The sequence below is a fragment of the Bacillus sp. LJBS06 genome (assembly GCF_016924995.1).
Classification (GTDB): Bacteria; Bacillota; Bacilli; order Bacillales; family Bacillaceae; genus Bacillus; species Bacillus stercoris.
In genome coordinates this window covers 1,358,535-1,371,288 of sequence record NZ_CP070483.1, presented here as the reverse complement: position 1 = coordinate 1,371,288, position 12,754 = coordinate 1,358,535, and the positions used below count along the sequence as shown (strand labels likewise).

At 44.7% G+C, this 12,754-nt stretch carries 13 protein-coding genes; 5 read left to right on the top strand and 8 right to left on the bottom strand.

Annotated elements, in window-relative coordinates:
* Window positions 1–103: 103 nt before the first annotated feature.
* From JQX68_RS07060 to JQX68_RS07040, 5 genes are all read right to left on the bottom strand, one after another.
* Window positions 104–1,483, bottom strand: coding sequence for an MFS transporter (locus JQX68_RS07060; protein ID WP_147771780.1), 1,380 nt, complete (start codon window positions 1,481–1,483; stop codon window positions 104–106).
* 67 nt (window positions 1,484–1,550) lie between these two features.
* The gene (uxaC, locus tag JQX68_RS07055; protein ID WP_147771779.1) at window positions 1,551–2,972 is read right to left on the bottom strand and encodes a glucuronate isomerase; all 1,422 of its coding nucleotides are present in this window, start codon (window positions 2,970–2,972) and stop codon (window positions 1,551–1,553) included.
* 197 nt (window positions 2,973–3,169) lie between these two features.
* Window positions 3,170–4,348, bottom strand: a complete 1,179-nt coding sequence (locus tag JQX68_RS07050) for an NAD(P)/FAD-dependent oxidoreductase (RefSeq protein WP_014663611.1) — start codon at window positions 4,346–4,348, stop codon at window positions 3,170–3,172.
* 39 nt (window positions 4,349–4,387) lie between these two features.
* Window positions 4,388–4,810: a DUF1641 domain-containing protein gene (locus JQX68_RS07045; protein WP_014663610.1), complete on the bottom strand. Its 423-nt coding sequence runs from the start codon at window positions 4,808–4,810 to the stop codon at window positions 4,388–4,390.
* A 388-nt stretch (window positions 4,811–5,198) separates the two neighbouring features.
* On the bottom strand, window positions 5,199–5,696 hold the full coding sequence (locus JQX68_RS07040; RefSeq protein ID WP_069149418.1) for a cupin domain-containing protein: 498 nt from the start codon (window positions 5,694–5,696) through the stop codon (window positions 5,199–5,201).
* A 130-nt stretch (window positions 5,697–5,826) separates the two neighbouring features.
* Here JQX68_RS07040 and JQX68_RS07035 point away from each other — a divergent pair, with 130 nt between their 5' ends.
* The 3 genes from JQX68_RS07035 (at window position 5,827) to JQX68_RS07025 (ending at window position 8,426) form a co-directional block, all read left to right on the top strand.
* A complete protein-coding gene (locus JQX68_RS07035) occupies window positions 5,827–6,801 on the top strand; it encodes a DMT family transporter (protein WP_147771778.1) in 975 nt (324 codons plus the stop codon).
* A gap of 120 nt (window positions 6,802–6,921) precedes the next feature.
* Window positions 6,922–7,674, top strand: a complete 753-nt coding sequence (locus JQX68_RS07030; protein ID WP_147771777.1) for an ABC transporter ATP-binding protein — start codon at window positions 6,922–6,924, stop codon at window positions 7,672–7,674.
* Window positions 7,674–8,426, top strand: a complete 753-nt coding sequence (locus JQX68_RS07025; protein WP_040083398.1) for an ABC transporter permease — start codon at window positions 7,674–7,676, stop codon at window positions 8,424–8,426. The genes JQX68_RS07030 and JQX68_RS07025 overlap by 1 nt, the downstream gene beginning before the upstream one ends.
* Window positions 8,427–8,471: 45 nt before the next feature.
* Here JQX68_RS07025 and JQX68_RS07020 read toward each other — a convergent pair whose 3' ends face one another.
* Complete coding sequence (locus JQX68_RS07020; protein ID WP_147771776.1) at window positions 8,472–9,284, bottom strand: uroporphyrinogen-III synthase; 813 nt, start codon at window positions 9,282–9,284, stop codon at window positions 8,472–8,474.
* A 172-nt stretch (window positions 9,285–9,456) separates the two neighbouring features.
* Here JQX68_RS07020 and JQX68_RS07015 point away from each other — a divergent pair, with 172 nt between their 5' ends.
* Entirely contained in the window at window positions 9,457–9,645 is a 189-nt protein-coding gene (locus tag JQX68_RS07015; RefSeq protein WP_003232781.1) for a DUF8096 family protein, read from the top strand.
* A 43-nt stretch (window positions 9,646–9,688) separates the two neighbouring features.
* Here the strand turns inward: JQX68_RS07015 and JQX68_RS07010 are convergent, their stop codons facing one another.
* Window positions 9,689–10,867 (bottom strand): glycosyltransferase, encoded by a 1,179-nt coding sequence (locus tag JQX68_RS07010; protein WP_147771775.1) that lies wholly within the window; start codon window positions 10,865–10,867, stop codon window positions 9,689–9,691.
* A 22-nt stretch (window positions 10,868–10,889) separates the two neighbouring features.
* Window positions 10,890–12,080 (bottom strand): monooxygenase YjiB, encoded by a 1,191-nt coding sequence (gene yjiB / locus JQX68_RS07005; RefSeq protein ID WP_014663603.1) that lies wholly within the window; start codon window positions 12,078–12,080, stop codon window positions 10,890–10,892.
* Window positions 12,081–12,470: 390 nt separating this feature from the next.
* Here yjiB and JQX68_RS07000 point away from each other — a divergent pair, with 390 nt between their 5' ends.
* A complete protein-coding gene (locus JQX68_RS07000) occupies window positions 12,471–12,749 on the top strand; it encodes a hypothetical protein (protein WP_040083402.1) in 279 nt (92 codons plus the stop codon).
* Window positions 12,750–12,754: the final 5 nt, after the last annotated feature.

Below are 12,754 nucleotides of genomic sequence, written 5' to 3'. Positions count from 1 at the left end.
AAGTGCCTCCTTCCTTTTCAGTGCTTCCGGGCACCCATTAGTGAAAACCCCTACAAACACATTTTATTTACGGATTATTTCAAATATTCTTTATATTACATCGTCAGCTCTTTTGATGAAGATCCTGAACAATCTGAGCATGCTGCTGGTCTGTGAGTTTATAAAGAAAACCAATAATCATCATCGCCAATGCCAAAGCAATGGCCGGATACAGAAGCAAAAGCGCTTTGATGCCGATCAGTGCCTGTGCTGTCTGAACTGCATTCGGCACGTAGCCGATTATCCCCAAACCGATCCCCGAAAGAAACCCAGACAAAGACTGAGCTAGCTTTCTGGAAAAATTGAAAAGTGAATATGTCGTTGCTTCTTTCCGTTCACCGGATTTCCATTCGCCATAGTCGATAATATCGGAGACAAGAGCCCACGTGATGCCGTTTGGGATACTGATTCCGATAAAGGCGATACTGGCAAGAATGGTAAACACATAAACGTTAGATGGAAGCATAAAGTTGACCAGGTCCGCGGCCACACTGATGGCAAATCCAATCATTGCCGTTCGTTTCTTTCCAAACATCTTGACGAGCTTTGGAAGGAATACGACGCCCAAAAAGGAAGAACCAATAATGATGAAGTTCATATAAGCCATTAATTCAACCTTGCCCAAGTTATATTGTGCGAAATAGACGAGCATGGCGGATTTGATGTTGTATGCGGAGATTGAAAAAATCGTCATTAGGACAAGGGTTAACAGCGGTTTATTTGTAATAAATGTTTTGACGACAGATGAGAATGTTAATTTTTCTTTAGGAGCTTCCGATATGACAACGCGCTCTTTGCAATTGCGGTAGCAAATATAAAACCAAAGCACACCGAGTAACGCGAACAAGCCCATGACCACGGGGTAGCCGACCTTCGGATTATCAAATTTGACGAGAAGCGGCATTACGGCCACACTTGTGATAAACAAGGCGCCAAGTGATCCGATTTGGCGGAACGTCGAAATGGAGGTTCGGTCCTCAGAATTTTGAGTCATTGCTGCTCCTAATGAGCCGTAGGGAATATTCACAAACGAATAGCCGATGCCCCAAATCATATAGGATGCATAGGCATAAATCAGTTTTCCGGTCGTTGATACATTTGGAGACAGAAAAATAAGAACAGTAAGCACCGCGAGCACGATGCTGCCGATTAATAAATAAGGCCTGAATTTCCCCCGTTTGCCGATGTTTTTGCGATAATCGATTGATGAGCCGACAATTGGATCTGTTATCGCCGCAAACAGCTTGCTGACTAAAAAAATGCCGCCGGCCATCGCAGCCGGAATTCCCGCTACATCAGTGAAATACTTCAATAAATAAATCTGGCCGAGATCAAACATAAAACCGTTGCCAAAATCACCAAAACCATAGGAGATTTTTTCCTTCAACGAAAGCCTTTTTTCCGTTTCGACGGACACAACATTATTTGCCAGTTCAGTTCGCATGTTCCACCTCTGTGTCTTAAGAATTTTCGGGCAGTGGTCCGCTCAGCGATGCTGAGCGGACACTTTGTTACACGTTTGCTTTTTCTTCTTGAAATTGAAAGTAGTGTTTCGCATTGTCATAGCAAATTCCCTGAACGATGTTTCCCAGAAGCTCCATATCGCGCGGCACTTCGCCGTTTTCCACCCATTCCCCAATCAAATTGCAGACGATTCGCCTGAAATATTCGTGGCGCGTATACGAAAGAAAGCTTCTGGAATCGGTAAGCATGCCGATAAAACGGCTGAAAAGACCAACGTTTGATAACGCTTTCATTTGGTCCAGCATCCCGTCTTTAGTATCGTTAAACCACCAGGCTGTGCCGAATTGTATTTTTCCCGGGGTTATACCGTCCTGAAAACTGTTGATCATGCTGGCAATGACATAGTTATCATTGGGATTCAGTGAATATAAAATCGTTTTCGGCAGCTGGTTCTTCATCTCAACTGAGTTCAGCAGCTTGTATAAAGGCTTCGCAATTTCTTCATCGTTCATAGAATCATAGCCTGTATCAGGACCGAGCCTTTTCATCATTTTTGTATTCGTGTTTCTTAAAGCGTTGATATGAAACTGCATCGCCCAATCGAGCTCCGCATACAACCCGCAAAGAAACTGAAGCGTATATGTCTTAAATTTCTTCTCATCTTCATAAGAAACCTCTGTTCCTTGTAATCTGTCAGCAAAAATCCGTCCAGCTTCTTCTTTTGTCGTTTCGGCAAATACCATTGAATCTATCGCGTGATCAGACACTCTGCCGCCAGCTGAATGGAAGAATCGCACTCGTTTTTCCAACGCTTTTAAAAACTCATCATAGGTTGTAATGGATATGGCGGCGGCATCTTCAAGTGACTGCACCCAATCCGGAAAGCCTTCACGATTGATCTCAAGTCCTTTATCCGGCCGAAATCCAGGCAGCACGCTGACAGGAAAATCTTTGTCTTCTCTTAATAATAGATGGTATTCAAGAGAATCGACAGGGTCATCCGTTGTGCACACAACCTTTACATTTGATTTCATGATTAAATCCCTTGCACCGAAGCCTTCCCCTTGGAGCAGCTCATTTGTCCGTTTCCATATAGCCGGCCCGGAGTTCTCGTTTAAAATCTCATAAATGCCAAAAAAACGCTGCAATTCTAAGTGGGTCCAGTTATAGAGCGGATTTCCGATCGCCATCGGCACGGTTTTCGCCCAAGCCATAAATTTCTCCTCATCTGGCGCATCTCCGGTGATGTATGTCTCCTCAATTCCATTGGCTCTCATGATGCGCCATTTATAATGGTCACCATACAGCCAGGCTTCCGTGATGTTTTGAAATGTTTTATTTTCATAGATTTCTTTCGGGCTTAAGTGGCAGTGGTAATCAATAATCGGCATGTCTTTCGCATACTTGTGATAGAGGCTGACAGCGGTTTCATTTTTCAATAAAAAGTTTTCGCCCATGAAGGGTTCCATGTCCTCACCGTCTTTCATTCTATTTCAAAATGTTAACGTTAACATTTTGATTTGTTTTTATTTTACCTTTATATTCCTCTGGGATCAATCTCTTTTTTGAAAATGAAATGTTAACGCTGTCATAAACATAAAAAAAGACATTGCCAGAAAGCACTCGGAAAGGAATGCTTTTGGCAATGCCAGATTCATTAAAAGGATTAGTAAGCCAGGCTGAAAAGTCCTTTAATATGTGTCAAATATCGTACATTACTTGCTTCTTTCATCAAGGAAGCAGGAAGACCTTTAAGCGGTGTAGAATTAGCACCAATAATGGCAACCGCGTCTTTGCGTCCAAGGCTTGCAAGTGTACCAGAGTTAACTGGCTTGAATGTTTCAAGTGTTTTGCCTTCTAGGTAAGCGAATAGGTTGTAACCGATCAGCTCACCCATTTGCCATGCGATTTGTGCAGTTGGCGGGTATGGACGGCCGTCTGGTCCGAAGTAAACGGCGCTGTCTCCAGCAACGAATACATCTTCATGAGATGTAGATTGCAGGAAGTCGTTTACAGTCGCGCGTCCGCGGTTCACTTCTAGGCCTGATTCACCGACTAATGGGTTACCTTGTACGCCGCCAGTCCAAACAAATGTGTTGGCAACAACTTTAGATCCGTCTTTCAGATCAATTACGTTTCCTTCTACATTTGTAACAGGGAGACCTGTTAAGAACTCAACGCCGCGTTTTTCAAGGCTTGCAGTTGCACGCTCGATAAGATCATCCGGAAGAACAGGAAGGATCTTAGGACCAGCTTCAACAAGTTTTAATTTGATTTCTTTGTGGTCTACGCCGTATTTTTTCGCAAGGTTAGGCATGATGTCAGCAAGCTCACCAACAAGCTCAACACCTGTTAAGCCGCCTCCGCCGATAAGGATTGTTGCGTCTGCTTCGTTTTTCGTTTTAGAGTACTCGCGCACACGATCTTCAACATGCTGGAAGACTTTGTTCGCATCAGCAGCAGATTTCAACACCATGCTGTTTTCTTCAAGACCTGGGATGCCGAAATAAGCCGTTACAGAACCAAGACCTACAACAAGCGCATCGTAAGATAATGTAGAACCGTCACCAAGCGCAACTTCTTTTTTATCAACAGAGAAAGAGTTTACTTCCGCGATTTTAAGATCAATGTCTTTGCCTTTGAAAAGTTTTTCTAATGGCATAGCAACCGCTTTTTCAGACACGTTGCCTGCAGCAAGACGGTGTAATTCCGTAATGATTTGGTGAGTTGGGTATTTGTTTACCACTGTCACGCGTGCTTGTTCTTTTGTGTAATGTTTGCGAACTGTTAGAGCAGAAAGAACTCCGCCATAACCAGCGCCTAGAATGACAATATGTTTTGACATCGTATATCCTCCGTCCTTTATATCAATTTGAATCTGAGATTATTTTTGGTTTTCGCGTTCGTTCATGACTTCAAGGTAGCTGTTAGCAAAACGGAACAGCTTTTGAGCTTGAGGATCTTTCAGCATACGCAGCAGGCCGAAAAGACCAATTGTTTCGTTGCTTGCTTCCGCGCGGTCTTTTGCTTCGATCGCAGTCGCAGCTACTTCTTTCGCTGTTTCTTTTACAGGCTCAAGAATTTCAGTGATCGCACCGACTGTGTCGTTTTTTAACACTTCGTCAGTCGCTACAGACTGAGCGAAATCATAAGACTTCGTTAAAATATTGACTAACTCAGTCAGCTTCGGAAGCTGGTCAACTAAAACAGTCAATGATTCTTGAACTTCTGGCTTTAATAGCTGATCAATAAGATCTTGCTGGCTTTGGCTGACAGACGCATTTGTTTGATCGATTGTTTCTGGCATATCCAATTCTCCTTTACTATAAGCAGTTTGCTGATTTGTTTGGAAAGGGTAGTGCCTCTCCCTGTCTCACGCTTTTAAGGCATAAGAATAAGGATTGTGAATTCGTGCACAATCATTTACAAAAATAAATGTTTACTACCCAGTTTTTCATCTTGCCATATTCAGTATTATTTTTATCAAAAAATAAACAATTGAATAAGTCAAAATCCTTTACTCTCTCTGAAAATAGCAAACACAAAAAACTCCAATTCGATTACCTTCTATATGATAACACTTTTTGAACAAAATTTGAACGTGAATTGCTTCGATTATGAAATTAATTTATATGGAGCCCATGTCATAACGTTTCTGTGACACTAGTTATTGACAATGCAGCAATTTCTCCCCTTCACTTTACCCATATTTCCAATAAAGGCTCTCTTTTTCCTGTGATCGGATCATTCGCCGGCAACGCCGCCTTCTTTATCTGTTTGACCGCTTCCTCCCGCTCATCAGGCTTTCCCGTCTTCATATCATACTGAATGCCTCCGGGATAGGCGCCAAGGACAGTAAAATCGGGACTTGAGCTTAGCTTTTTATGACCGACTCCGGCTGGAATCACGACTGCATCGCCTGTTTTGAAAGGGATGACAGCTCCTTTTTCTCCCCCGAACTGAATGACAGCCTCTCCCCTAACCGCAATCAGGACTTCATGCGTATTGCTGTGATAATGATGGTATGGAAAAACACTTCCTAACCAGCTGTTTGACCAGCCATGCCGGGTGACGATCCGCTCTGCCTGACTGGTATTCTTAATCGCGTTTTGATATACCACGAGCGGATACTCAGGGTGATTCGGAATCCTGCCGTCATCCGGAAAACAATATGTCTGTGTCTTTGCTTCCATCAATTTCACCTCCCTTTTTTATCTTCCACACATAGCGGTTCGCAAAACATGATGTTTTTCTCACGATTCCATTGATCTGCATGATACCAAATAGTATAGTATAAAAAATAATGCCAGAATGAGGGATACCATGAAAGCTATTGTTATCGGAATTTTAGCTTCACTCTTTTTCGCCGTTACCTTTATATTAAACAGAGCGATGGAGTTATCTGGAGGCAGCTGGCTCTGGAGCTCTTCGCTGCGCTTTATTTTTATGGTGCCGTTTTTATGTGTGATTGTCATCATGAGAGGGACATTCACGCCTCTCGTACAAGAGATGCGGAAAAAGCCGTTCTTTTGGCTCAAATGGAGCTTTGTCGGCTTCGTGCTTTTTTACGCGCCGATCACATTTGCGGCTGCATACGGTCCTGGATGGCTTATAGCCGGCACCTGGCAAATTACAATTGTAGCCGGTGTGCTCTTGTCTCCTTTGTTTTATGTCAAACAAGATATGCCGGGCGGTCCGCAGCTCGTTCGGCAAAAGATTCCTCTGGTTTCACTTGGCACTTCCGTGATCATCCTGATTGGGGCGGCTCTGATTCAGCTTCAGCATGCGGAATCGCTTTCAGGAAAGATGCTGCTTTTCAGTGTGCTGCCGGTTGTCATTGCGGCTTTTGCCTATCCGTTAGGAAACAGGAGAATGCTCGAGGAATACGGTGGCCGGCTTGATACATTTCAGCGCGTGCTTGGAATGACATTGGCAAGCCTTCCGTTCTGGCTTCTATTAGCAGCTTACGGTTGGTGGTCAGACGGCCTGCCGCCAGCGGGGCAAACCGTTCAATCCTTTATCGTTGCCGTCAGCTCAGGCATCATTGCGACTGTTTTATTTTTCTGGGCCACTGATATGGTAAGAGACAATCCGCAAAAACTCGCAGCCGTTGAAGCCACTCAATCCGGTGAAGTAATTTTCGCGCTGCTTGGTGAAATTGTTCTTCTGTCAGGCGTTTTCCCATCTCTATTATCATTTGCCGGTTTGTTCATTATTATAGCGGGGATGGTGTTACATACCTTCGCTTCACAGCCGAGAAAACCGAAAAAGAAAGCACAGTCAAACCTGACCGCGTAGCATTTGCAGGAGAATGGGTGAAAACCTGTTCTCCTTTATCTTTGCTACCAAAAGGCATCTGTTTCACGGTATAGTTAAATATAATATCTGCCTATTTATTATTGAAAGGTGATTATTGGAATGGAAGCAAATAATCAAACACAAAACATACCAGCGATCTCCTTCAGATCAGTCAGAAAAAGCTATAAACAAGATGGACAAACCTATGATGTACTGCGGGATGTCACCGGAGACATTCAACAGGGTGCAATCGTAGCCGTTTTAGGCCCTTCCGGCTCAGGCAAAAGCACCCTCCTTTCCTTGTGTAATTTAATGAGAACGCCTGACAGCGGCGAAGTCAATATATATGGAAAGGAAATCAGAGAATGGAATGTCAATGAGCTGAGACGAACGGCTGCCCTCGCGTTTCAATCGGCCCCCGTGCTCGACGGGACAGTGCGTGACAATCTAAGTCTGGTCCAAAGGCTGCATCAATCCCAGCTGTACCCTCCAGAAAAGCTGGCTTCTCTTGCAGGGCTTTCGCCAGAGCTGTTAGACAGAAGCGCCAGAGACTTATCGGGCGGACAGCGGCAAAGGCTGTCACTGGCAAGAACGATTTCAAATCCTTCCTCTATTTTATTGCTGGACGAAATCACGTCGGCCTTGGACCCGGTTTCTGCTCTTGAGATTGAAGAACTGATCAAACGTCAGCATCGAGAGAAAAAATGGACAGTCATGTGGGTCACTCATAATATGGAGCAGGCAAAACGAGTAGCCGATACCATTTGGTTTATGGCGGATGGCCGGCTGCTTGAAATCGCTGAAACCGAAACATTTTTCTCCGCTCCGCAGCATGAAGCAGCCAAAGAGTTTTTGAAGGGAGGCACTCGGTAATGGATTACCTCTCTCTCTCTTTAACGATGATCTTTGTTTTGATCGCCTTGTTTTTATCAAAATCCTTTAAAGCCGGCGTAGAAAAAGACATGATCATTGCCACCATCCGGGCCGCGGTGCAGCTGCTTATCATCGGCTATGTTTTGTCTCTGATTTTTCGCGGAGACCACCCTGTTTTTATCCTGCTGATGGTGCTGTTAATGCTCGCGGTGGCGGCACAAAATGTCATCAAACGAAAGAAAAATACAATCGGTTCGTTCTGGAGGGTGTTTGCTGCATTAGCGATTGTAGAAATTGTGACGCAGGGAATTCTGCTGTCTCTTCATATCATTCCGCTTACAGCACGATATGTCATTCCGATCAGCGGGATGGTCATCGGAAACTCGATGGTGCTTTCGAGTTTGTTTTTAAATCGGCTCAGCTCAGAAGTTGGCGTTCGCAAAGAAGAAATTCAATTAATATTGTCGCTTGGCGGCACACCGAAGCAATCCATACAGCGCATTCTTACTTCAGCAATGAAAATGAGTATGATCCCGACGCTGGAAAGCCAGAAAACACTGGGACTTGTCCAGCTTCCGGGCATGATGACAGGCCAGATTCTAGCCGGAGCGGACCCGATTCAGGCAGTGCGCTTTCAGCTCTTAATCGTGTTTACAACAATGGCCTCAGCCGCGCTGACTTGCGTAATCTTAAGCGTGCTGACATACCCGTCATTATTCACCGTTCATCAGCAGCTAAAGGAGAATGAATAACAGACAAAAGCCGCTTTTCCCTTGGAAAGCGGCTTTTTGTACTTGTTATTCCTTTTCTTCATAATATTTGGCCAGCTCAATAATCATCGCGCCCATCCGCTCAATCTCTGGCGCAAGCAGTCTCGTGATGCCTTCTTCCCGCAGCGCCTCAGCAGTCACTTTTCCAACAGCAGCTGCGATGGTGCGCTCTTCGAATACTGTCTTCACTTCATTGATATAGCCTCGCTCCCTGGCAAAATCAAACAGGGAACGAACCTGAATGGCCGTTGTAAAACAAACAGCGTCGATATCATTATTCATCAGCTCCCCGCATAACCGCTCCACCGTTTCCTCCTCCGGCGGAATGTGCTGATAAGGAAGAATCGGCAGGACAGACGCGCCCTTTTCTTTAAGAAATGCGATAAGGGCCGGCGCATTTTCTCCATGAAGCTGCACCATGACTTTTTTCCCTGAAAAGTCGTGAGGCTCCAAGGAACGGATTAAGCCTCTTGTTGTCCCATCTGCATCTGAAGCTTCCGGTGTGATCCCAAGCTTTTTCAGCGCAGACAGGGTTTTGTATCCCCGGCATGCCGCTTTTGCCTGGCGAATCGCCTGCAGAAACTCGTCTTTCAGACCGATTTTCTCTGCCATATCGATCAGAGTTTCCGTGCCGATGCCTGTCGTGAAAATGACCCAGTCAGCTTTTTCCTCGACAAACGTTCGCAAGTCCGGTTCCACCTGCTTCTCTGCTAAGTAAACCGTGCCTTGGAGAGGCCTGATGACAGGTGTTCCGCCCTGTTTTTCAATGATTGTACTGATTTCTTCCGTTTTTCGGGAGCCCCCGATTGCCACGCGCTTTCCATGTAACCCTTTTCCCATACCCGATTCCTCTCCTCTTTGTATAGGCTTTTTATGTATACAAGCTTAATAAAGCTATTTTGGCGCAAACCAAAGGAGAAATCAAGATAAACCCAAACCTCCAAAATCCATTTGAATACAACTGGAGCTTGCTGTAAGATAAACAACAGACACGTTTTGACGGAGGATTAACATGGAAACAAAAAAAGAAGAATATGAAACAAAAGGCTACGATACATCGATCGTTTACGAGTTCAATGAATATCCGGATGCCCGCAGCGGGCGCTGTGACAATTGTGATTACACATTGTTCAAAAGCTCTGTAAAAGGCGGAAAATTCCTTAGAGAATGCCGGAGATGCGGGATGAAAAAAAACATTTAAACAAAAAACCGAAATCGGATTGATGATTTCGGTTTTTTGTCGTTTACTGCGGAACAGCGGATTTTTTCATAAATGCTTCAATCTCAGCTGCCGCACGCTCCGCTCCGCCAGCTTCTTTGACATCCTTTTGCATATTCTTAACGCGGCTGAGCAGCTCTTGATCACCGGATACTGCCTGAACCGCTTCCTTCAGGCTGGAAACCGTCACTTCCTCTTTCGGCAAATAAACGCCGAGGCCTAAATCATCGACACGCTTAGCGGTGAGCTCCTGCTCATACATTTGCGGAATGACGACAAGCGGTACACCGGCATTCATCGCTTCCATCGTACTGTTCATCCCGCCATGGGAGATGAACAAATCAGCTTTCTCTAACACCTCAAGCTGGGGCACGCTTTGGCGAATGGTAAAGTGAGCAGGGATATCATCCAAGCTTTCTGGATCAATTGATTTTCCGACCGACATGACCACCTGCCATGAAGAATTCCGAAATGCCTCAATGCACATCTTGTAAAATTCCGGCCAGGCGTTAAACGCCGTTCCCAATGAAATCAGCATAAGCGGTTGATCGCCCTTTTTCATTTCCAAGCTTTCCTGTTCCGTCCGTTTTCCAAGGGATGGGCCGACAAAACAGAAACGGTCATCGAACGTCTCATGCTGTATTTGAAAAGATTTCGGCATAAAGACAATATTCAAGGCCTCCGGCACAGCTAATTGTTCAAAAGAAACAGCCGGCAACTGCTCTTTTTCCAAGTAAGCTTTGAATTCAGCCTCTGCTTCTTTTATTTTTTTCAGCATGTCTTCATTTCCTAACTGAAAGGATTCATTTTGGGCATATGACGAACAAAGCTTAATGACCGGAACATTAAACTTGTCAGCAATCAATTTTCCAGCCAGCGCGACAAAATCATAGATAATCAGATCAGGCTGATCATCCTTATATAACGCTTCAAGCTGCGGCAGAATGCTGAGTGATTCTTTCAAAAGACTGAGAGGCGCATCATTCTTTTCCATCATCTCCCTGATTTGCTTAGGATCAATATTCAAGGATGTATGATAGATCAATGCTTCTCCACCCGCTTCCTGAACAGCGGGCGCAAACTCCTCAGTCGTCGCGTACGTGACACGATGCCCTTTCTCACAAAGCTTCTCTACTAAAGCAAGCGTAGGGTTGACATGACCGTACGCCGGGATATTAATCATCGAGATATGGTACTTTTTCATGAATCTCCAGTCTCCTTATCTATTACATTTTCACACGGAAGCTCTTTAATCCGTATATCACGCTGTTTTCAATCGGAGTGATACTGAGGCACTCCATATGAGGAAAAGCAGAAATCAAAGACGTTAACGCGATATTTGCTTCAAGACGGGCAAGCGGCGCACCAAGACAAAAATGGATGCCGTGTCCAAACGCGATATGCGGATTGGGATGGCGGCGGATATCAAACATGTGCGGTCTGTCAAACTTTGCTTCATCACGATTTGCCGATGCCACAAACGCCAAAACCATATCACCTTCTTTCATCAGGTGCCCCCCGATCTCCGTATCCCGCTTGGCAATGCGTCTCAAAACCGGGGCGGGCGCTCTGAAACGTAAGGCTTCCTCAACTGCCTGAGACATCAATTCAGGATGGCTGCGCAGTTCCTCGTACACACCTGGCGTTTCTAATATGCTGTACATCGCATTTGAAATCAGGTTTGTTGTGGTTTCATTTCCGGCCACAAGCAGCAGCGTGCAAAACGGAATCAGCTCTTCACCGGAAAGCTTCTCGCCTGTTTCCTCCGCTTCCACTAAAATAGAAATAATATCCTGTGCCGGTTTGTTTCGCTTTTCTTCTATGATGCCGGCAAAAAACGCGGCCAGTTCTTTCTCACATTTATCTCGTTCTTCCAAATAGGCTTTTTCCGCTTCTTCACTTTTATCCTTTGGTGTGCTGACCAGAAGATCAGACCATGCTTTAAACTGATCCATATGCTCTGAAGGCACTCCCAGCAGCTCAGATATCACAATAACCGGAAGCGGGTATGAAAAATCGTGAACAAGGTCAAACTCACTACGCCCCTGAAAACTTTGAATCAGTTCATCTGTGATTTCCTGAATTCTCGGTTCCCATTGCTTCATCACGCGCGGGGTGAAGGCTTTATTCACGACTGAACGGATTTTTGTATGCCTCGGCGGGTCCATGTTAATGATGGAATTTCCAATAGAGCTTGTCTGCTGCGGCATGTAACTGGAAAACAGCTCTTTATCCCCAATAACTTTTTTGACATCATCATAAAGAAAAACGCTCCACACTTGGTTTTCTTCATCAAAGGAAACAGGCGCATCTTTTCTCATCGATTCGTACCATGGGAACGGATGATAAGCATCCTGTTTGTTTTTCCCATTGAGCAGCGCTCGCTGCAAGGCTTGCCGGCGGTTTAACACATTCATGTATAGTCACTCCCCTTGAAAGAATTTAGCAATTGATGTGCCACTTCACCTCCCGTTTTCGTAAAGAGAGGGACTACCACATATAATCAAATTAATAACAGCAGGCAGGCGATCACGATGTTCGATGCAGGCATCATATATTCCCCCTCGAATTTCGTTCATCTTACCATAATCTTTCAATTTTTTTCTATTCTGCGCTGCTGTTTTGGCTCACAACGTGACCTTAGGCATAAGCACGCACATCCAATATGCATTCAATTGCACCGCTCCGCTCAAAAAACATCTCTGTTTTCAACCAAATGCACTAACTCCCAAAAATGACTTTCCCATTATGTAAAATAAACTGGTTCTATGATTAAATAGAAGGTAAAAGGTGAAGGAGAGAACAACATGGCAGCACAGACTGATTACAAAAAACTAGTTGTCGGCATCCTACTTTCACTGGCATTCGCACTGTTTGTGTTCTCTTTTTCTGAGAGACATGAAAAACCGCTTGTTGAGGGGAAAAAGCAGGAAAACTGGCATGCTGTCGTCGACAAAGCCTCTGTCAAAATTTATGGCAGCCGACTAGTTGAGGAAAACAAATTAAAGCAAAAACTCGGCCATAAAGAAGCCGATTCTATTTTGACCCTTCTGAAACTCGCCAACGAAAAACACATTACATTATAAAAAAG

What these genes read in the sequence shown, in the direction of transcription:
- JQX68_RS07060 (WP_147771780.1), bottom strand. Translation starts at nt 1,483, where the DNA reads ATGCGAACTGAACTGGCAAATAATGTTGTGTCCGTCGAAACGGAAAAA.
- uxaC (WP_147771779.1), bottom strand. Translation starts at nt 2,972, where the DNA reads ATGGAACCCTTCATGGGCGAAAACTTTTTATTGAAAAATGAAACCGCT.
- JQX68_RS07050 (WP_014663611.1), bottom strand. Translation starts at nt 4,348, where the DNA reads ATGTCAAAACATATTGTCATTCTAGGCGCTGGTTATGGCGGAGTTCTT.
- JQX68_RS07045 (WP_014663610.1), bottom strand. Translation starts at nt 4,810, where the DNA reads ATGCCAGAAACAATCGATCAAACAAATGCGTCTGTCAGCCAAAGCCAG.
- JQX68_RS07040 (WP_069149418.1), bottom strand. Translation starts at nt 5,696, where the DNA reads ATGGAAGCAAAGACACAGACATATTGTTTTCCGGATGACGGCAGGATT.
- JQX68_RS07035 (WP_147771778.1), top strand. Translation starts at nt 5,827, where the DNA reads ATGAAAGCTATTGTTATCGGAATTTTAGCTTCACTCTTTTTCGCCGTT.
- JQX68_RS07030 (WP_147771777.1), top strand. Translation starts at nt 6,922, where the DNA reads ATGGAAGCAAATAATCAAACACAAAACATACCAGCGATCTCCTTCAGA.
- JQX68_RS07025 (WP_040083398.1), top strand. Translation starts at nt 7,674, where the DNA reads ATGGATTACCTCTCTCTCTCTTTAACGATGATCTTTGTTTTGATCGCC.
- JQX68_RS07020 (WP_147771776.1), bottom strand. Translation starts at nt 9,284, where the DNA reads ATGGGAAAAGGGTTACATGGAAAGCGCGTGGCAATCGGGGGCTCCCGA.
- JQX68_RS07015 (WP_003232781.1), top strand. Translation starts at nt 9,457, where the DNA reads ATGGAAACAAAAAAAGAAGAATATGAAACAAAAGGCTACGATACATCG.
- JQX68_RS07010 (WP_147771775.1), bottom strand. Translation starts at nt 10,867, where the DNA reads ATGAAAAAGTACCATATCTCGATGATTAATATCCCGGCGTACGGTCAT.
- yjiB (WP_014663603.1), bottom strand. Translation starts at nt 12,080, where the DNA reads ATGAATGTGTTAAACCGCCGGCAAGCCTTGCAGCGAGCGCTGCTCAAT.
- JQX68_RS07000 (WP_040083402.1), top strand. Translation starts at nt 12,471, where the DNA reads ATGGCAGCACAGACTGATTACAAAAAACTAGTTGTCGGCATCCTACTT.